The organism is Stenotrophomonas sp. HITSZ_GD (genome assembly GCF_029543105.1).
Taxonomy (GTDB): domain Bacteria; phylum Pseudomonadota; class Gammaproteobacteria; order Xanthomonadales; family Xanthomonadaceae; genus Stenotrophomonas_A.
On sequence record NZ_JARQXB010000001.1, the window covers coordinates 202,658 to 220,384 of the forward strand.

General features: G+C 68.6%; 16 protein-coding genes. 6 read left to right on the forward strand and 10 right to left on the reverse strand.

The features are described 5' to 3' along the window. Nucleotides 1–23 precede the first annotated feature (23 nt). Complete coding sequence (locus P6166_RS01055) at nucleotides 24–404, reverse strand: EF-hand domain-containing protein (RefSeq protein ID WP_277762682.1); 381 nt, start codon at nucleotides 402–404, stop codon at nucleotides 24–26. Next, nucleotides 401–1,606, reverse strand: a complete 1,206-nt coding sequence (locus tag P6166_RS01060; protein ID WP_277762683.1) for a fatty acid desaturase — start codon at nucleotides 1,604–1,606, stop codon at nucleotides 401–403. Before P6166_RS01060 ends, P6166_RS01055 begins: the two co-directional genes overlap by 4 nt. A gap of 132 nt (nucleotides 1,607–1,738) precedes the next feature. Here P6166_RS01060 and P6166_RS01065 point away from each other — a divergent pair, with 132 nt between their 5' ends. The 3 genes from P6166_RS01065 to P6166_RS01075 all read left to right on the forward strand — a co-directional run bounded on the left by P6166_RS01065 (nucleotide 1,739) and on the right by P6166_RS01075 (nucleotide 4,596). Beyond that, nucleotides 1,739–2,566 carry an ATP-binding cassette domain-containing protein gene (locus P6166_RS01065; protein WP_277762684.1) on the forward strand — a complete coding sequence of 276 codons (828 nt, stop codon included), beginning with the start codon at nucleotides 1,739–1,741 and terminating at the stop codon, nucleotides 2,564–2,566. Nucleotides 2,567–2,638: 72 nt separating this feature from the next. Continuing rightward, nucleotides 2,639–3,478, forward strand: coding sequence for a phosphatase PAP2 family protein (locus tag P6166_RS01070; protein WP_277762838.1), 840 nt, complete (start codon nucleotides 2,639–2,641; stop codon nucleotides 3,476–3,478). Next, nucleotides 3,475–4,596, forward strand: coding sequence for a glycoside hydrolase family 18 protein (locus P6166_RS01075; protein ID WP_277762685.1), 1,122 nt, complete (start codon nucleotides 3,475–3,477; stop codon nucleotides 4,594–4,596). The genes P6166_RS01070 and P6166_RS01075 overlap by 4 nt, the downstream gene beginning before the upstream one ends. 51 nt (nucleotides 4,597–4,647) lie before the next feature. Here the strand turns inward: P6166_RS01075 and P6166_RS01080 are convergent, their stop codons facing one another. From P6166_RS01080 to P6166_RS01090, 3 genes are all read right to left on the reverse strand, one after another. Then, nucleotides 4,648–5,241, reverse strand: a complete 594-nt coding sequence (locus tag P6166_RS01080) for a hypothetical protein (RefSeq protein ID WP_277762686.1) — start codon at nucleotides 5,239–5,241, stop codon at nucleotides 4,648–4,650. 11 nt (nucleotides 5,242–5,252) lie between these two features. Continuing rightward, the gene (locus P6166_RS01085; RefSeq protein WP_277762687.1) at nucleotides 5,253–7,016 is read right to left on the reverse strand and encodes a hypothetical protein; all 1,764 of its coding nucleotides are present in this window, start codon (nucleotides 7,014–7,016) and stop codon (nucleotides 5,253–5,255) included. 188 nt (nucleotides 7,017–7,204) lie between these two features. Further along, nucleotides 7,205–9,502, reverse strand: a complete 2,298-nt coding sequence (locus P6166_RS01090; protein WP_277762688.1) for a TonB-dependent receptor — start codon at nucleotides 9,500–9,502, stop codon at nucleotides 7,205–7,207. A 214-nt stretch (nucleotides 9,503–9,716) separates the two neighbouring features. Between P6166_RS01090 and P6166_RS01095 the strand changes: the two genes are divergently transcribed. Continuing rightward, nucleotides 9,717–10,721 carry a TIGR00266 family protein gene (locus tag P6166_RS01095; protein ID WP_277762689.1) on the forward strand — a complete coding sequence of 335 codons (1,005 nt, stop codon included), beginning with the start codon at nucleotides 9,717–9,719 and terminating at the stop codon, nucleotides 10,719–10,721. A 35-nt stretch (nucleotides 10,722–10,756) separates the two neighbouring features. On the opposite strand, the gene P6166_RS01100 is transcribed toward P6166_RS01095, so the two are convergent. From P6166_RS01100 to P6166_RS01115, 4 genes are read right to left on the reverse strand one after another with little or no spacing between them, the layout of a single operon-like run. Further along, nucleotides 10,757–11,248 (reverse strand): DoxX family protein, encoded by a 492-nt coding sequence (locus P6166_RS01100; RefSeq protein WP_277762690.1) that lies wholly within the window; start codon nucleotides 11,246–11,248, stop codon nucleotides 10,757–10,759. Nucleotides 11,249–11,257: 9 nt separating this feature from the next. Next, the gene (locus P6166_RS01105) at nucleotides 11,258–12,046 is read right to left on the reverse strand and encodes a DNA-binding domain-containing protein (RefSeq protein WP_277762691.1); all 789 of its coding nucleotides are present in this window, start codon (nucleotides 12,044–12,046) and stop codon (nucleotides 11,258–11,260) included. Then, the gene (locus P6166_RS01110) at nucleotides 12,043–12,888 is read right to left on the reverse strand and encodes a DUF692 domain-containing protein (protein WP_277762692.1); all 846 of its coding nucleotides are present in this window, start codon (nucleotides 12,886–12,888) and stop codon (nucleotides 12,043–12,045) included. The genes P6166_RS01105 and P6166_RS01110 overlap by 4 nt, the downstream gene beginning before the upstream one ends. A gap of 44 nt (nucleotides 12,889–12,932) precedes the next feature. Beyond that, nucleotides 12,933–13,232, reverse strand: a complete 300-nt coding sequence (locus P6166_RS01115; RefSeq protein WP_277762693.1) for a hypothetical protein — start codon at nucleotides 13,230–13,232, stop codon at nucleotides 12,933–12,935. A gap of 168 nt (nucleotides 13,233–13,400) precedes the next feature. Between P6166_RS01115 and P6166_RS01120 the strand changes: the two genes are divergently transcribed. Both P6166_RS01120 and P6166_RS01125 read left to right on the forward strand, forming a co-directional pair. Beyond that, nucleotides 13,401–14,303: an AraC family transcriptional regulator gene (locus tag P6166_RS01120; RefSeq protein WP_277762694.1), complete on the forward strand. Its 903-nt coding sequence runs from the start codon at nucleotides 13,401–13,403 to the stop codon at nucleotides 14,301–14,303. A 79-nt stretch (nucleotides 14,304–14,382) separates the two neighbouring features. Next, on the forward strand, nucleotides 14,383–15,420 hold the full coding sequence (locus tag P6166_RS01125) for a patatin-like phospholipase family protein (RefSeq protein WP_277762695.1): 1,038 nt from the start codon (nucleotides 14,383–14,385) through the stop codon (nucleotides 15,418–15,420). Between the two features lie 75 nt (nucleotides 15,421–15,495). Here P6166_RS01125 and P6166_RS01130 read toward each other — a convergent pair whose 3' ends face one another. Beyond that, nucleotides 15,496–17,682 carry a TonB-dependent siderophore receptor gene (locus P6166_RS01130; RefSeq protein WP_277762696.1) on the reverse strand — a complete coding sequence of 729 codons (2,187 nt, stop codon included), beginning with the start codon at nucleotides 17,680–17,682 and terminating at the stop codon, nucleotides 15,496–15,498. Between the last annotated feature and the right edge of the window lie 45 nt (nucleotides 17,683–17,727).

Consider the following 17,727-nt stretch of genomic DNA (forward strand, 5'->3'; position numbering starts at 1 on the left):
CGGCTTTCGCCGCGACGCGTCACCTACCGCGGCGGTGCCAGCAACTCCTTCGCGCTCAGGTAGCCGTCCCCGTTCGCGTCCTGCTTCTTGAAGCGCGCGGTCAACGTGGCGATGTGATCGGCCCGGGTAACCGGCTTGCCGCGGCCGCCCGGCAACTCGTCGGCGGTCAACACGCCGTCGCCGTTGCGGTCCCGCTGGTCGAACGCATAGCTCATCCACGCCAGGTATTCGGGCAGGCTGACCCGCCCGTCGCCGTCGGTGTCCATGCGCTTGAGGTATTCGCCGCTATCGGTAACCTGCGCCGCGGCACTTCCGGCCGCCAGGGCGAGCAGGACCACCCAGCACGACGAACGCCGCACGAGGCGGCGTTCGGGGCGTGCGAGCGGATCGCCGTGGCCGGTCATGCGCCGCGCAGGGCGTAGCCCTTCAAGCGGGCCGCATAGGCCTGCAATGCGGCAATGCCGCTGGCTTCGGCGTCATGGCACCAGGCCTGCAACTGGCGCAGGCGCTCGGCCGCATCGTGGCTGCGTGCTTCCAGCAACGCGGAGAGCCGCGCGCGATGCTCCACCAGGGTGCTGATGCGCGGGCGCTCGGCCACCCAGTCGTGCAGCTGCTGCCGTGCGTCGGGCTTGAGCCAGCGGCCGTCGTCCACCAGGCCGCGGCGCAGGCGCTTGGGTAACAGTTCGCGCATGCGCGCGCCGGCGGCGGCGGCTTCCTCGCGCAGGGCCGGCTTGAACACGTTGCGCTGGTAGTCGGTCATGGCCTGGAAGCGGTGCGAGAGCAGCGCGCGCAGGGTGTCCGCGTCGGGCACGCTGATATTCGGGCGGATATCCAGCTTCGGCGCCACGCGCAGCACCTTGGCCAAGCCCAGGCGCTCCATCAGGCGGATCGCCTGCCAGCCGATGTCGAACTCCCAACGGCGCATGGAGAAACGCGCCGAGCTCGGGAAGGCGTGGTGATTGTTGTGCAGCTCCTCGCCGCCGATCCAGAACGCCCACGGGGTGAGGTTGGTCGAAGTGTCAGCCGATTCGAAGTTGCGGTAGCCCCACCAGTGGCCGAGGCCGTTGACCACGCCCGCCGCCCAGAACGGGATCCACGCCATCTGGATGGCCCACAGCGCCACGCCCGGCAGGCCGAACAGCACGGCGTTGACGAAGAACAGCACCACCGGGCCGAGGTTGGCATGCGGCGTGTACACGTGGCGCTCGACCCAGTCTTCCGGGGCGCCCTTGCCGTACTGCTCCATGTCCGCACGCTGCGCCCGCGCTTCGCGGTACAGCTCCACGCCACGCCAGAACACCTTGCCGATGCCCTTCACCTGCGGGCTGTGCGGGTCTTCCTCGGTTTCGACCTTGGCGTGGTGCTTGCGATGGATGGCCACCCACTCGCGGGTGATCATCGAGGTGGTGAGCCAGGTCCAGAAGCGGAAGAAGTGCGCCAGCGCCGGGTGGAAATCCACGCCGCGGTGCGCCTGGCTGCGGTGCAGGTAGAGGGTGACGGAGAAGATCGTCAGCTGGGTGAAGACCAGCAGGACCGCCAACATCTCCCACCAGCCCAGGCCGGTCAGGCCGCCGGTCAGAAAGTCCACGAGCGATTGGGCAAGCATGAGGAAGCTCCGGCCGAATGGTCGGCGATGTGCACTGGGTGGAAGACATCATGGGGCCGTTGGCGGCAAACTTCACCCGTCGCAAGCGTATGTTGTTCAGTCGCTCACTCTTTCACCTTCGATCACCCATTCATGTCCGCCGTGCCGCAAGCGATTCCCTCCCACGCGCCGCTGATCGAGCTGGACCGCGCCAGCGTCACCCGCGGCCAGGTCCGCGTACTCCACGAGTTGAGCCTGTCCATCGCGATGGGCCAGCACACCGCGATCCTCGGCCCGAACGGCTGCGGCAAATCCTCTTTCATCAAGCTGATCACCCGCGAGCTGTATCCGTTGGCGCGGGCCGGTGGCGACGCGCCGGTCAAGGTGCTCGGGCAGACGCGCTGGCAGGTGGACCGCCTGCGCTCGCAGCTGGGCATCGTCACCGGCGACCTGAGCGGAAACCTGGCCGACATGCCCGGGCTGAGCGTGGAGAGCGCGGTGATCTCCGGCTTCTTCGCCAGCTACGTGATCCCGCCGCACCGCGAGGTGACCGACGCCATGCGCGAGCGTGCCCGCGAGGCCCTCGCGCTGGCGCGCGCCCTGCCCCTGCTGGAGCGCCCCTACGCGGAGCTTTCCGCCGGCGAGACGCGCCGCGTGCTGATCGCCCGCGCCTTGGTCAACCGGCCGCAGGCGCTGCTGCTGGACGAACCCTCCACCGGTCTGGACCTGATCGCCCGCCAGCACCTGGTCGACACCATGCGCGACCTCGCGCGCGAGGGCATCACGCTGGTATTGGTGACGCACCACATCGAGGAGATCGTGCCGGAGATCGAGCGCGTCGTGCTGCTGCGGGCCGGCCGGATCTTCGCCGATGGCCATCCCCAGGTACTACTGCGCGACGAGCCGCTGTCAGCGGTGTTCGACGGGCCGGTGCGGGTGGATCACGATGGCGAACGCTATTCGGCGCGCGTCGGCGGCTGAGCGCGGCACGCGCCCGGACCGGGCGCCAGCGATTAGACTCTGGCGCCCGATGTACCGATGAAAGAGATAGGCATGTTCCTGGGTAATACCGCATCGCGCCCCACTGGCTTGGCTTTCCTGCTCGCGCTCGTCCTGGGCGGCTGCAGCGTAGCGGGGACGCCGCGCGACGAAGCCGCGCCTGCGCCGGGCAAGGCGACCGGCTACCTCGACAAAGCCGATGCGCCGGACAGCCTGCGGCTCGTGCCGCCACCACCCGCCGCCGGCTCGCCGGGCATGGCGCTGGACGAGGCGGTCTCCCGGCAGGCGCTGTCGCTGCGCGATACGCCGCGCTTCGCCCAGGCCACGCAGGATGCGGAACTTTCCTTTCCGGCCGGTGCCCGTCAATTCGCCTGCGCGCTGGGCGTGCCGGTCGATGCGCAGCGCACGCCCCATCTGTATGCGCTGCTCGAACGCAGCCGCATCGATGCCAGCGCGGCGACCAAGGCCGCCAAGAACCACTATCGGCGCGCGCGCCCGTTCATGGTCAACGGCGAGCCGACCTGCACGCCCGAAGACGAAGACGGCCTGCGCCACAACGGCTCGTACCCCTCCGGCCACAGCGCCATCGGCTGGGCGTGGGCGCTGATCCTCGTCGAAGTGGCCCCCGAGCGCACCGACGACCTGCTGGATCGCGGCCGCAACTACGCCGAGAGCCGCCTGGTGTGCAACGTGCATTGGCAGAGCGACATCCTGGAAGGGCGCCACATGGGCGCGGCCGCAGTGGCACGGCTGCATGACAACGCGGCGTTTCGCGCCGATCTCGACGCCGCACGCAAGGAAGTGGCGGCGGCGCGCGCGGCCGGCCTGAAGCCCGCCGAGGATTGCGATGCGCAGGCACAGCGCCTGAAGGCGCGGCCGGAGAGCGCACTGTGAGCGTGCGCGCAGCGGCGCGAGGGTGGCTTGCCCTGGCGCTGCTGGCCTGCGTATCCGCCGTGCAGGCAGCGCCCTACCGGATCGTCGGCTACGTGGTGGACGGGCCGCAGGCGCCGTCGATATCGCCGGGCAAGCTGGACGTGGTCAATTTCGCCTTCGCGCAGGTGGACGCGGCGCACCGCGTCTTCCTGCCCGGCGCCACCGCACCTGACACTCTGCGCGCACTCACCGCGCTGCGCGCCCGCCAACCTTCACTGCGCATCGTGCTGTCCATCGGCGGCTGGGGTGCGGGCCATTTCTCGGAGGCGGTGGCCGATGCGCAGGCGCGCAAGGTTTTCGCCGACAGCGCCATCGCGCTGCTGCGGCAGTACGATCTCGACGGCCTGGATATCGATTGGGAGTACCCGACGCTGCCAGGCCCAGGCATCAGCCACGATCCGTCCGACCGACGCCACTTCACGCTGCTGCTGGAGTCGTTGCGGCAACGGCTCGATGCCGAGGGCGCGGCCACTTCGCGCCACTACCTGCTGACCATCGCCGCCGCAGAAGGCGAGTTCGCGCAAGGCCTGGAGTTGGCACGCATTGCCGGGTCGCTGGACTGGATCAACCTGATGACCTACGACTTCTACGGCAGCCTGACGCCGACCACCGGCCACCACGCGGGCCTCGCGCCGACCGCGGGCGCACCGGCCGCTGCGCGCAACGCCCAGGCCGCCGTGGACGAGTACCTTGCCGCGGGCGTGCCGGCGGACAAGATCCACCTCGGCGTGGCGTTCTACGGCCGCCGCTTCGGCGATGTGGCGGCCGCGCGCGACGGCCTGCTGCAGACATTCCAAAGTGATGGCGGCTTCATCTCCTGGCGGGAGATCGCGGAAGGTCCGCTCACGCAGAAAGCCTGGACGCGGCACTGGGACGCGCAGGCCCAGGCACCCTGGCTCTGGAACGCGGCTACCCACCAGCTCATCAGCTACGACGACCCGCAATCGCTGCGGGCAAAGATCGATTACGTGGCGCGCAAGGGCCTGGGTGGCTTCATGTACTGGGAGTACCGGCAGGACCGCGACGAACAGTTGCTCGACGTATTGGTCCAAGGGCGCGATGCGAGGCCGGAACGTTGAGCGCCCGGCGAGCCGTCTCGACGCGGGCGCACGCTCGCGCGGCGTGACGGCTCAGGAGGAAGGCGCCGCCGTGTCCGCCCGCGACCACCATCCCGCGCCGTTTCGGACCTGCAAGGTGTATTCGCGATTGCCCATCCACACGTGCCCCACCACGAAGGCGTGGTCCGGCGAGAGGGTCAGCGTGAAGCGCTCCGCGCTGAGGTCGTCGGCGCTGAGCAGCCTGCCCTCGATACGCCGCACGCCCTGATCTTCCTCGGCCGATTCCACCAGCGCTTGCCGCGAGGGCTGGCCGGGCACGGTCAGCGCGAAGTCGTCGCCTTGCCCGAGCGCCGCGATGCGCGGCGTGTCCAGGCCGATGAGCTGGCGGCCATCACGCAACTGGGTTTCGGAGAGGAACGGGAACTGCGACCGCACCTCGGCCAACGTCACCGGACGCATGAGCCTGCGGCCGTCATCGCCGCGCGCGTCCACGCCCCGCGATCGAGCCGAAGGCATCGTCTGGCTGGCCGCCACCGTTCCGGTCACGGTGGCGGCGCGCTGCTCTCCATGTCCATCGCCCGCCCTGTCGCTGGCGAACCACACGCCCACCGCCGCCACGGCCAGCACCAAGGCCGGTATGCCCCATCGCCGTTTCGAATGCTTCATATCGGCAGGCCTCAACGGAACGCCGCGACTTCGGCCGAGCGCTCGTTCATGGCGCGCACCGCGTCGTAGAGGTCCGCCACGCCCGCCCGCATCCCCAGGTCCGGGGTGAAGCGGCGCGTGGTGCTGTACAGCGGAATGGCGTTGCCGTTCATGATCGTGCCGGCCAGCTCATAGCCCTGGGCGTAGCCGGTGGTGGCGCTATGGGCCAGCCCGATGACATGGCCGAGCTCGTGCCGCATCACGTTGGTGCCGCACCCGTACGATTCGGTCGCGAACGCCACCTCGGCGCGCGCGCGGGATTGCGCCAGGCCGCAGCCCTCCTCGGTGCCGAGGTAATACACCACGTCCGCCTTGAGCTCATCGCGCGGCACGGTGACATCCTTTCGCGCCTCCAACGCCGGCAGGACATCGCGCAGCGTGCGCCAATTCGTGTCGGGCTGGATCGGGCGCATCCCCACCATCCGGTAGCGGAAGTTCGCACCGGAGTTCTCCAGTGCCTGGTTGGTCTGCGCCAAGGCGTCACCCAGGTAGGTGCGCACCGCGGGCTCGCCCAGGCGCTGCGCCAGGCCGGCGCTGTAGACGGAAAGCACATCCACTGTCGTGGTGACGCGCTGCCACTGGCCGTTCGCATCGACGGCAAACATCGCCTGCTCGCCCGTCTCCACCTTGTGCGATTTCCCGCTGCCGTCTTCCACGGCCACGGCCCAGGTCGAGGCGACGTCCACCACGACCTCGCCGCCGGCGACCGGGGCCGGCAGCGTCAGCGAAGGCAGCCAGTGGCCATCCTTGAAGCGCACGCGGGTACGCGGCGCCGTCAGCGGCGACATGCGGCCGCCCGGAATATCGCGCGCTGACAGATTCCGTTCGGGCTGGTCCATCAGCACCCAGCGTGCTTCGTCGGCGACATACATGAACTCGTAGCGATCGCCGGCTTCCAGCCGCATCGGGCCGAGCGGCTCGCCACCCTGCACGCGAAGCGTGGAGGCCCACGTCGCGGTGGATTCGACGATGTATCGGTCACGGTCCCCGGCGCTGGCAGGCAGCGTCAGCTCGGCCAGCCAATGACCGTCGGACAGGCGCACCCGCGAACGGGGCGCGCTCGGCGAAGGCAACTGGGCCTGCAACGCCACGATGCGCTCCGGCACCGAGCGCGGCAACCACTTGCCGTGGGGCGCGCTGAATTCGAACGTGTAGCTGTCCCCCGGCTGCAAGCGGAACGTGGACGCGAACAGCGCCTCGCCGCCGATGCGGGCCGGCCAGGTCGCGCTGCTGCGAATCACCGCGATGTCACCATCCTGCCCCCGCGGCAGGCGCAGCTCCGGAATCCAGGCGCCATCGGCCAATTCGACCAGCTGCAGCTTGGAACGCCCCAGCACGCCCTCGGACAGCGTGCGCGGATCGACACGCGCCATGTCCGCGGCTACCCGCCAGATGCGCGCGTTCGCGTCGTAATGGAAGACGTAGGCCTGCCCGGTGAGCAGGCGCAAGCGCGACATCCGCAGTTCGGTTGCGGACGCATCCAGGGTCGCCACGGAGGTCGCATCGTTGAAGACCCTGACCTTGTCCCCGTGCGCGGGGGACGTCGGCAGCGCGATTTCGGAGGTCCAGCTTCCGTTCCACATGCCGAAGACCAGATCCCGGTAGCCGGAGGGCAACAGGCCGCCTTGCTGGTTGTCGTTAGGGGACAGCGTCACGGAATTCGGTGCTTCGCCGTGACCGGACAGCGGCGCGGCCAACGAAGCCGCGATCGCGAGGGTGAGCGTGAATTTGCGCATGGGGAGCTGGGAAAGTTCCAAGAGGCGCGCATTCTCTGCCAGGCGAAAAGGACGACCTATTAGAAATATCTAACGAGGTAGCGGGCCGTCATCCCGTCGGCCCATCACCCTGCAGCGGCGTGGCCGCTGCACAAGAAAGGGGCCGGTGTTTGCCGGCCCCTTGAGACAACGCGCCTGTTTCCCCAGCGTCAGAACTTCGCCGTGAATTCCACGCCGAAGGTACGCGGCTCGTTGAGGAAGCCGGTCAGGTTGTTGAAGTCGATCGCACCCACCACGCGAGTCTGGTCGGTGAGGTTGCGGCCGAACACCGCCACGTCGTACAGGCCGTAGTTCCAGTTGTAGCCCACCCGCAGGCCACCCTCCAGCGAGCTGCGGCTGCGGAACTCCGGCGACTCGTACAGGAAGAAGTTCACCGGGCTGCGATACGCCCAATCGGTGTACACGTAGATCTCGTTGCCATTGGCCATCGGGAAGCCCAGGCGCGCGGTCACGTTGTGGATCCACTTCGGCGCCTGCGGCAGCGGGTTGCCGTTGACCAGCGCATACGTGCCGCCGTTGATGACCGTGGTCGGGTCGGTAATGGTGCAACCGCCGCCGCAGATCGCCACCGCCAGGTTCGGGTCCTTGATCTCGGTGTCGTTGTAGCTGCTGCCCAGCGTGACCAGCAGGTTGTCGGTGAGGTAGGCCTCGAAGTCCAGCTCCGCGCCCTGGCCGATGGTCTTGTCGGCGTTGAGCAGGGTGGCGGTGTTGGACGCGCCGCCGACGGCGATCAGCTGCTGGCCGTCCACGTCGTAGCGGAAGATGTCGAAGCCCAGGCGGGCGCGCTTGTCGAACAGGTCGGCCTTGATGCCGATCTCATAGGAGATCACCTTCTCCGAGTCGGCGGTGGACACGCCGCCGTTCGGGGCGGTGGCCGCCGCGAACAACAGCCGGCCCTGGATCGACGGCGCGCGAAAGCCCTTGGCCACGCGGCCATAGAGGTTCACGTCCGGCGTCAGCGCGTAGGTGCCGCTCAGGTCCCAGCTGACGTCATCGACATCGGTGTGCACCACATACGGCCCGCCCACCGGCGCACCGAACGGCGCCGCTTCCAGCACGCTGGCGCTGAAGTCCTTCTTGTCCTGCGTGTAGCGCAGGCCGCCGCGCAGCTTGAAGCGCTCGGTGACGTCGAAATCGCCGGAGACGAACGCCGCCCACGCCTTGTTGCGCTGCTGCTGCACCGCATGGCCGGCCAACGGGTTGCCCGGCGTCAGCGAGTCATAGTTGAAGCTGTCGATGGTGACGTCTTCGTCGAAGTAGAACAGGCCGGCCTGCCAATCGAACCGGCCCCACTCGTTGGACTCGACGCGGAACTCCTGCGTCCACTGGCGGTGGTCGGGCAGGCCGTCGGCGGATTCGGAGGCGAACGGAATCTCCCCCGGACCGTAGTTGCCCGGGCCCAGGAAGCTGGCGCCATAGCCGCCATCGATGTCGCCGCGATTGAGCGATTCGGCGGTTTCGTAGCCGGTGATCGAGTACAGCGTGACCTGGCCGAGGTTCCACTTCAGGCGTGCGCTGCCGCCCCAGGTTTCCAGTTCGGAGAAGTTGACGCCGTCGTTGCTGACCTCGTCGCGGTCGAAGCCGGGCACGAACGCATTGCTGCCCTTCTGGATGATGTTGGCGCGGAACAGGCGCGCGGTGCCATTGAGCTTGCGCTTGTGCAGGTTGAACAGCGCCTCGAAGTCATCGCCCTCGTAGAGGAACTGCACGCGGCCGGCTGCTTCGTCGTAGCCTTCGAAGCCGTCGTTGGGACCGTCGTGCGTATTGGTGACCCAGTCGTCGCGCCGCTGGTACAGCGCCGACACGCGCGCCGACCAGCGCTCGGTCAACGGTCCGCCATAGGCGCCCTGGACATTCCAGGTATCGTAGGTGCCGTAGGAGAGCTTCACGTAGCCATCGGCATCCTGCGAGGGACGCGCGGAATCGAACTTGACCACGCCCGCCGGCGTGTTGCGGCCGAACAGCGTGCCCTGCGGGCCCCGCAGCAGCTCGATGCCGGCCAGGTCGAACACCGGGAAGCCCTTCAGCAGCGGGCTCTCCTGCACGACGTCGTCGTACACCAGCGAGACCGGCTGGGACGCGTTGAGGTCGAAATCGGTGTTGCCCAGGCCACGGATGTAGAAGCGCGGGAAGGCGCGGCCGTAGGAGGATTCGATGTTGAGGCTGGGCAGGCGCGAGGACAGGAAACGGATGTCGTCGCCGGCCGAACCGAGCACGTCGAGCTTTTCGCCGCTGACCGTGGTGATCGACACCGGCACGTCCTTGGCATTTTCCACGCGGCGCTGCGCGGTGACCTGCAAGGTATCCAGCACGGCGGGCGCCTTCGTGCCGTCCGTCGTCGCGGCGGGCTCCTGGGCGAAGGCCTGCGTGGTGGGCAGCAGGGCGGCAAGGGCGATGACAAGCGGATGCGCGACCGGCAATCGGCCGCGGGCACGGGTCAGGGACATGGCGAAGGCTCTCTCGGGTGGTGGACTAGCGGCGACAGGCCGCCTAGCACGGGAATGTTGCAATACAGCACACGACATCGCAAAGGGTGACATCCCGGCGGGCGGGCGCCAAACCTGAACATGCCCCTTCGGCTTCCCCGGGCCATGACGAGCGGCAGGTGACCGCCGCCACGGCGGCCGACATAGACTCGCCCATCAATCAGGAGGATTCCCCATGGCGCAATGGTATTTCCATATTCCCGGGCGTTCGGACCGGGTCGGTCCGATGGACGATGCGGCGGCCCAGCAGTTCGCCCGCGCGACGCCCCAGGCGATGGCGTGGCGCGAAGGCCTGGAAGGCTGGAAGCCCGCCGCCACGCTGGCCGAACTCTCCGGCGCCGGCGCGCCGCCGCCGCCGCCGCTGCCCGGCAGTGGCCGCGCCGATGACATCGACTTCCGCATCATCGGCAACGACATGCAGTTCGTCGAAGTGGAGCTGGACCCGGGCGAGAGCGCGGTCGCCGAGGCCGGCGCGCTCATGTACAAGGACGCCGCGGTGCAGATGGACACGGTGTTCGGCGACGGCTCGCACAGCGGCCAGGGCGGCGGCTTGATGGACAAGCTGTTCGCCGCGGGCAAGCGCGTGGTCACCGGCGAAAGCCTGTTCACCACGGTCTACACGCACGCCGGCAGCGGCAAGGCCAAGGTCGCCTTCGCTGCGCCCTATCCCGGCACGGTGCTGGCGATGAAGCTCTCCGACCACGGCGGCCGGCTGATCTGCCAGAAGGACAGCTTCCTGGCCGGTGCGCGCGGCGTTTCGCTGGGCATCGCGTTCCAGCGCAAGATCCTCACCGGCCTGTTTGGCGGCGAGGGTTTCATCATGCAGAAGCTGGAAGGCGACGGCTGGGTGTTCGTGCACGCCGGCGGCACCGTGGTGGAACGCGAGCTGGCCGCTGGCGAGCGCATCGACGTGGATACCGGCTGCGTGGTGGCCTACCACGGCAGCATCGACATGGACGTGCGCCGGGTGGCAGGGCTGAAGAGCATGTTCTTCGGCGGCGAGGGGGTGTTCCTCGCCACGCTCACCGGCCCGGGCAAGGTGTGGCTGCAGTCCCTGCCGTTCTCGCGCTTGGCCGGGCGCATGCTGCAGGCCGCGCCGCAGGCCGGGGGGCAGGCGCGCGGCGAAGGTTCCGTGCTGGGGGGACTGGGCCGCATCCTCGACGGCGACAACAACTTCTGAGGCGGTGCGGGGAGCCGGCGTGCCGGCTTCCCGCTTCAGGCCTGTTCCCGCCGATAGGCGACTTCCCGCTCCACCGCGCGCGCCAGCCGGCGCCGCGCGATCCAGGCATCGAGGCTGGCGGCACCCGGACCGGCCAGCAGCAGCCAGGTGAAGACCGCGACATAGAGCACCTCGTCCAGTTCGACGAACTCGTCCAGCGTGCTGATCTGCGGCAGCACGACCACCGCCAGCGCGACCAGCATGTTGACGATCATCGGCACCATCACCAGGCGCGTGCCCAGCCCGACGATCATCAGCAAGCCGCCTACGAATTCCGTGCCGGCGCTGAGCGCCGCGTTGAAGGTCGGCCAGGGAATGCCCCACTCGACGAAGCGGCTGCTGAAAAATGCCAGGTTGTGCAGCTTGGCCCAGCCGGTCTCCAGCCAGAAATAGCCGAACACGCAACGCACCAGCAGCGGGCCGAACCAGGAAAGCGCATGGAGCCGCGCCAGCACGCGTTCGGGAAGCGGGAGAGGAATGGAGCGCATGGAGGAACCTCAGGTGGAATCGGAAGGGAAGAGAGCAGGCGCCGGTGGATCGGTGTGCACGGCGATGATGAGTCCATCGGCCAGCCAGCGCTTCAGCAGGCCGGCGGCGCGCAAGGCCGGTTGCGGGCCTGCCAGCTCACCGCACCAGTCCGCAAACCGGCCACCGGCGCTGACGCAGGCCAGCGCACGCGCTTCGTCGGCGGGCAACGCGCGCCAATGCACGTCCCAGTGCTGCCGCCACAACAACCAGGTCACGCGATGGCGGCGCCACCGCGCCGGTGCGTGTCCTTCGGCGACCGCGGCGGCGCGATCCGGCGCGTTGCCGATATCGGCGTGCAGCCGCAACGCCGGGATGAGCTCCAGCCGCAGCGAAGGCCATGCCTCTGGCTGTAGCGTCCGCAGGGCGGCTTCGTCGCAGGGTAGGGCGTCGGCGGCGTCGAACAGCTCGCCTTGCGCCCATTCGAAACGCGCCAGTGCCACGCGGGCTTCGGGCTGGCCGGCGCCATGCAACCAGTCCGGCAGGCCGGCACCCAGCCATCGCACCGAAGGATGGCGGGAAGGGTGCGCGGACAGGTAGCCAGTACACAGCCGGTCGAACGCGTCGCCGCCAACGGCCTTGCGCAGCACCGGGTAGTCCTCGGCCAGCACCTGAAGCAGGCGCAGGCGGTAGGCATCGGCGTAGATGCGCAGGCGATGCGCGCGGTCCACGTCACTCCCACCGGCAATGCGCGCGGCCATGCCTGGCGCGGCGTGCAGCAGCCACGCCTGCATCGCCGCCTGGGGGCTGGCGGCGTTCATGCCGCCCTCGCCGCTTGCAAGGCCGCAGTGGAAACGCGCCGCGCGATGTCCAGCTCGGCCACCAGCGTCTCCAATGGCGGGATGTCGTCGTCGCGCTCGATCATCGACGGGACCTCGCCGAAACGCTGCAGCGCATCGGCATAGAGCGCCCACACGGCATCGCATACCGGCGCATCGTGGGTATCCACCAGCAGGCCGCTTCCCAGTGCGTCCTCGGCATGGCCCGCCAGGTGGATCTGCGCCACCGCACCGGCCGGCAGGCGGCGAAGGAACGCGTGCGCGTCGAAGCCGTGATTGTGCGCGTTGACGTAGACGTTGTTCACGTCGAGCAAGAGCCCGCATCCCGACTCGGCCACGATGGCCGCCAGGAAGGACGCTTCGTCGAGCGTATCGTCCACATGGCGAAAATAGCTGGACACGTTCTCCAGCAAAAATTGCTGGCCGAGCACGTCCTGCACCTGGCGGAGGCGCGCGGCGACGTGGCGCACGGTGTCCTCGTTCTGCGGCAATGGCAGCAGGTCGTGCATCTGCACGCCCTCGTGCCGCGTCCAGCACAGGTGGTCGGACAGGCGATGCGGGCGCACTCGCCGCGCCAGGGCCGACAGCGCGCGCAGGTAGTCGCGATCCAGCGGATCGCGCCCACCGATATCCAGCGATACGCCGTGCATCACCAGCGGGTAGCGCTCGGCAATGCGATCGAGCATGTACAGCGGCCGGCCGCCGCGCACCATGTAGTTCTCGCTGATGATCTCCAGCCAGTCCACCTCGACCGGGCCGGCCAGCAGCGCGTCGTAATGCTGGGCACGCAGGCCCAGGCCGAAGCCTTTCAATGCAGCGGTCATGGGATCCTCCCCCGGCCCGCGCGTGCGGGCCGGGCCTGAGTGAATCAGCTGCCCTGCTTCGCCGCGGCCTTGCCGTCGGCCTTGGGCATCTCGAACTTGCCGCCGTCGGCCTGGCACTTCTGCGCGGTCGCCTCGGTGAAACCCTGGCCCTTGCAAGCGTTCTGGCCCTTGCAGGCATTCGCCGCGCTCTTGCATGCGCCCTGGCCCTTGCAGGCGTTCACGCCCACACAGTGGCCGATCTTGGCGGTGCCTGCCGGCGCGGCGTGGGCCATGGGCGCGGCCGCAAACAGGGCGGCGGCGGCCACCGCCACGGACAGGCCGGAGAAAGTCTTCTGCACGTTCATCTGGAACCTCGGTGATCGATAAAGGGGCGCGCCTCGGGGCGGAGGCGCGTCGCCATTGCACCCGAGCGCAGGCTGGGCTTCTGTGGCCGTGCGTCCGGGTGATATGACCGATCGTCCGGGCGGGCGGCCGTCATGCCCGGTGGATGCTTTTGACCTACCATCGGCCGCATGGAACTGCCGCCGTCCAACCACGCGTCGCCTTCGGACACCGTCCTCGAAACGGTGCTGGGCGCGTATCGCATGCGCGTGGAGATCATGGCCGACGTGCACTACTGCGGCACGTGGCTCGATGAAGAGCCTTCCACCCGCTTCGGGCAGTTCCACCTCGTCACCGAAGGACGGTGCTGGGTGGCCGGCGAGGCGATGGACGCGCCGGTGCCGCTGGAGGCGGGCGACCTGATCGTGTTTCCCGGCGGCATCCGCCACCAGCTGCAATCCTCGGCGAATCCGCGCGATGAAGACGCCGCGCGCGCACCGGATACCTGGATGCTCTGTGGCGAGCTGGAGTTCATCACCGGCAGCCACAACCCGATTTTTCAGGCGTTGCCCACCTGGTTCGTCATCCGCGCCGCCGACAGCAGCGCCGGTTTCCGCGAACTGGCGGAGATGCTGGCCATCGCCAGCCGCGACCGGGGCTGGGGCAGGCGCCTGATCCAGAACAAGCTGGCCGATTCGCTGTTCACCATGGCCATCTGCGAGTATGTGCGCCGCGCCGCGCAACCGCAGGGGCTGCTGGCGGCGCTGGCCGACGCGCGTCTGTCGCGCGTGCTGGCCGAGGTACACCACCAGCCGGGCCAGGAATGGACGCTGGCTACCATGGCGCAGTTGGCTGGCATGTCGCGCACCGCGTTCTCCGAGCTGTTCACCGCCACGGTGGGCATGCCGCCGATCCAATACCTGGCGCACTGGCGAGCCACTGAGGCTCGCCGCCTGCTGCGCAACCGCCGTTTCTCGGTCGCCCGGGTGGCCGAGATGCTCGGCTACAGCAGCGAGGCGGCCTTCAGGCGATTCTTCAAGCGGCTGGAGGGCGTGGGCCCGGGCAAGGTGCGCGGCGGGCACGACGCCGGCTGAACCTGCCGCCGCCTGGCCCCCTCGCCCCTTCGCGGGCAACCGGTATGCTGCGCGTCTTTCCCGAATCCGCGCCCGTTCGATGACCGCCCGACGCCTCTTGCCGCTCGCCTTCCTCGCCCTGCTTGCCGGCTGCGGAAGCGGCCAGTCCGTGCGCTCGGCCCCGCCCGCCAGCGTGCCGCCGTCCACTGCCGATCACCCGATGCCGCCCGTGCGCATCGGCGTGGCGCTCGGCGGCGGCGCGGCCAAGGGCTTCGCGCACATCGGCGTGATCAAGATGCTGGAAGCCAATGGGTTCGAGCCGGTGGTGGTGTCGGGCACCAGCGCCGGCAGTGTCGTCGGCGCGCTTTACGCCAGCGGCATGGACGCATTCCAGATGCAGGAGAAGGCCGTGGCGCTGGACCAGACCAGCATCCGCGACGTGCGCCTGTTCTCCGGCGGGCTCGTCCAGGGGCAGAAGCTGCAGGAGTACGTCAACCAACAACTCGGCAACAAGCCGATCGAACGCCTGAAGAAGCCATTCGCCGCGGTGGCCACCCGGCTGGAGGATGGCGAGCGAACGGTCTTCGTCCGCGGCAATGCGGGGCAGGCGGTGCGCGCGTCCAGCAGCATCCCCGGCGTGTTCGAACCGGTGACCATCGGCCAGTACCACTACGTCGACGGCGGCGTGGTCAGCCCGGTACCGGTCGACGCGGCGCGCGAGCTGGGCGCCGAGTTCGTCGTGGCGGTGGATATTTCCAGCAAGGCCAGCGGCAAGAACCCCGGCGATTTGCTGGGTACGGTCAACCAGTCGATCTCCATCATGGGCCAGCGCCTGGGCGAGGCCGAGCTGAAGCGGGCGGACGTGGTGATCCGCCCGAAGGTCAACGATATCGGCGCGGCGGATTTCAACCAGCGCAACGCCGCCATCCTCGAGGGTGAGCGCGCCGCGATGGCGGCCATGCCGCAGATCCGCGCCAAGGTCGCGCAGCTGCAACAGCAGCGCGCGGCCGCCGCGAGTGCGGCCGCGCGCGAAGCCCGGCAGGCCGCGGAGAAGGCGCGCCAGGCATGCCTGGACAAGCGCTCGCGCTGGGAAAAGCTGCGCGGCAACGAGGAAGCGTGCGCCGCGCCGGCGCGGTAACCGGCGTCGAGGGCCAGGCCGCTCCGGCGAAGCCCTGGAACGCCCGCGCGGCGATCTCGCCACGCGGGCACCGGCTCAGTACTTCCAGCGCAGCGTGAAGGCCACGAAGCGCGGCTCGCCGTAGTTGTTGTAGTCCAGGTTCGCCCAGTACTTCTCGTCGAAGGCATTGCGCACGGCGAGCGTGGCGGTCCACTGGTCGGTGATGCGGTAGTTCGCGTTGATGCTCACCAGCGCATAGGCGTCCTGCTTCACCGTCACCGGGCCGTAGACCGGGTTCTGGATGTTGAAACCTTCCACCTCGCTCTGCCACATCACGTTCGCGCCCAGGCTCAGACGCTCCCATGCACCGGGCAGCGTGTACTGGGTGGAGAACTGCACGGTGTGGGTCGGCAGGTTCGCGTAGATCAGGTCGGTGGAGGCGCGCGTCACCTTCGCGCGCGTATAACCGGCGTTGACGCGCCAGCCCGGCAGCACATCGGCGCCAATCTCCGCTTCCCAACCCTTGCTCTTGGTGCCATCCACGCCGACATACGCCGAGCTGCCGTCCGGCAGCGAGCCCTGCGGCACGCTGGTGTCGAGCATCGCGTAGTTGTCCTGGCGGGCCTCGAACACCGCGGCGTTGGTGGTGATGCGGCCGTCGAGGAAGGCGGCCTTCAGGCCCACCTCGCGGTTACTGCCCTGCACCGGGTCGAGCAGGTTGTCGTTCTTGTCCTTGTAGTTCTGCGGATTGAAGATCTCGGTATAGCTGGCGTAGACCGAGACGTCCGGCACGATGTCGTACATCAGGCCGACATAGGGCGTGACCTCGTCCTTCACCTTGTAGGCGCCGGTCGTGGTGGTGTAGTTGCCGGCGGTATTGAAGTTGTGGGTGCGCGTGCTCCAGTTGCTCAGGCGCGCACCGGCGATCAGCGACAGCGGATCGGCCAGGCGCAGGCGCGTGGAGGCATAGATGCCGCTCTGCGTCGTGCGCGCCTGGCGCCAGGCACCGTTGCGCGCGAAGGTCGGCGCGGAGATGTCGCCGTCCCACGCGTACAGGTTCGGAATGTAGTAGCAGCGGCCGAGCGGGCAGGTCGTCCAATCGGACGGCCAGGTGGTCACAACGGTCGGGGTGATGGTTTCCAGGTCCTGCCAGCTGCCACCGACGACCACGTCATGCTCGCGGCCGAACGCGGTGAACTTGCCACTCAGGTAGGCATCGACGGCATCGCGCGTATCGTGGGTCTGGCCGATGCCGGTTTGCAGGTAGATGCCGCTGCCGGTCTCACGGTTCGGGAAGCCGCTACCGTAGACGCGCACGCTGGTGACGTCGCCTTCGGTGCGCGCGTAGTTGACCTTCAGGTTCCAGTGCTCGCCGAAGTGCTGTTCCAATTGCGCATAGGCAGTATGGGTATTGCGCTGCCAGCGCGCCCAGTTCGGGGCCATGTTGGTCGAGCGCGGCAGGTCCGCGTTGCTGCCGTCGCTGAAGAAGAACGGCACCGTGCCCCAGGTCGAGCCGACCGGGTTGTTGTCCTGCATCTGGTAGCCGACGGTCAGCGTGGTGGAATCGGTAAGGTCGCCTTCCAGCACCGCCATCGCCGCGGACTTCTGCTCGTGGTAGCGGTCGTAGTAGTAGTCGCGATCCTCATACGCGGCCACCGCACGCGCGCGGAAGCGGCCATCGGCCGTCAGCGGTGCGTTGACGTCCGCCTGCATGCGGCGGTAATCCCAGCGGCCCACGGTGGCCGAGAACGAGGCATCGAAATCCTTGCCGGGGCGCTTGCGGAACATGTTCACCATGGCCGACGGCACGCCGGTACCGCTCAGCAGGCCGTTGGCGCCGCGGATGACCTCGATGCGGTCGTAGAAGGCGGTGTCGTATTCCTGGTTGGTGTTGCCGCTGTAGGTGGGCAGGCCATCGACCTGGAAATCGGTGATCTGGAAGCCGCGCGCGTAGTACAGCGGACGCTGGGTGTCGTAGAAGGACACGTTGACGCCAACGGTGTTGCGCATCACCTCGTCGATGTCGAACAGCGATTGTTCCTGCAGCTGCTGCACGCCGATCACGCTGATCGATTGCGGCGTCTCGCGTACGCTGATCGGCAGGCGGGTCGTGCTGGACGGGTCGCGCTCCTGGCGCTCGCCGCTCACGGTGACGCGGTCGAGCGTCTTGGCATCGCTGCTGGCGGCATCGGCGGCGTACGCCGGCAGGGCGGACATGCCGAGCGCGGCCGCCAAGGCGAGCACGAGCGGGCGTCGGGATGAGGGGGAGACAGCAATGGACATGACGACCTCGGATCAATGAAAAGGACGATCCGGAAAGCCGCGCGC

Bases quoted from the DNA above. Each gene is read 5' to 3' on its own strand.
- P6166_RS01130 (WP_277762696.1), bottom strand. From the start codon at position 17,682: ATGTCCATTGCTGTCTCCCCCTCATCCCGACGCCCGCTCGTGCTCGCC.
- P6166_RS01090 (WP_277762688.1), bottom strand. From the start codon at position 9,502: ATGTCCCTGACCCGTGCCCGCGGCCGATTGCCGGTCGCGCATCCGCTT.
- P6166_RS01105 (WP_277762691.1), bottom strand. From the start codon at position 12,046: ATGAACGCCGCCAGCCCCCAGGCGGCGATGCAGGCGTGGCTGCTGCAC.
- P6166_RS01120 (WP_277762694.1), top strand. From the start codon at position 13,401: ATGGAACTGCCGCCGTCCAACCACGCGTCGCCTTCGGACACCGTCCTC.
- P6166_RS01065 (WP_277762684.1), top strand. From the start codon at position 1,739: ATGTCCGCCGTGCCGCAAGCGATTCCCTCCCACGCGCCGCTGATCGAG.
- P6166_RS01110 (WP_277762692.1), bottom strand. From the start codon at position 12,888: ATGACCGCTGCATTGAAAGGCTTCGGCCTGGGCCTGCGTGCCCAGCAT.
- P6166_RS01115 (WP_277762693.1), bottom strand. From the start codon at position 13,232: ATGAACGTGCAGAAGACTTTCTCCGGCCTGTCCGTGGCGGTGGCCGCC.
- P6166_RS01100 (WP_277762690.1), bottom strand. From the start codon at position 11,248: ATGCGCTCCATTCCTCTCCCGCTTCCCGAACGCGTGCTGGCGCGGCTC.
- P6166_RS01085 (WP_277762687.1), bottom strand. From the start codon at position 7,016: ATGCGCAAATTCACGCTCACCCTCGCGATCGCGGCTTCGTTGGCCGCG.
- P6166_RS01070 (WP_277762838.1), top strand. From the start codon at position 2,639: ATGTTCCTGGGTAATACCGCATCGCGCCCCACTGGCTTGGCTTTCCTG.
- P6166_RS01095 (WP_277762689.1), top strand. From the start codon at position 9,717: ATGGCGCAATGGTATTTCCATATTCCCGGGCGTTCGGACCGGGTCGGT.
- P6166_RS01080 (WP_277762686.1), bottom strand. From the start codon at position 5,241: ATGAAGCATTCGAAACGGCGATGGGGCATACCGGCCTTGGTGCTGGCC.
- P6166_RS01055 (WP_277762682.1), bottom strand. From the start codon at position 404: ATGACCGGCCACGGCGATCCGCTCGCACGCCCCGAACGCCGCCTCGTG.
- P6166_RS01125 (WP_277762695.1), top strand. From the start codon at position 14,383: ATGACCGCCCGACGCCTCTTGCCGCTCGCCTTCCTCGCCCTGCTTGCC.
- P6166_RS01060 (WP_277762683.1), bottom strand. From the start codon at position 1,606: ATGCTTGCCCAATCGCTCGTGGACTTTCTGACCGGCGGCCTGACCGGC.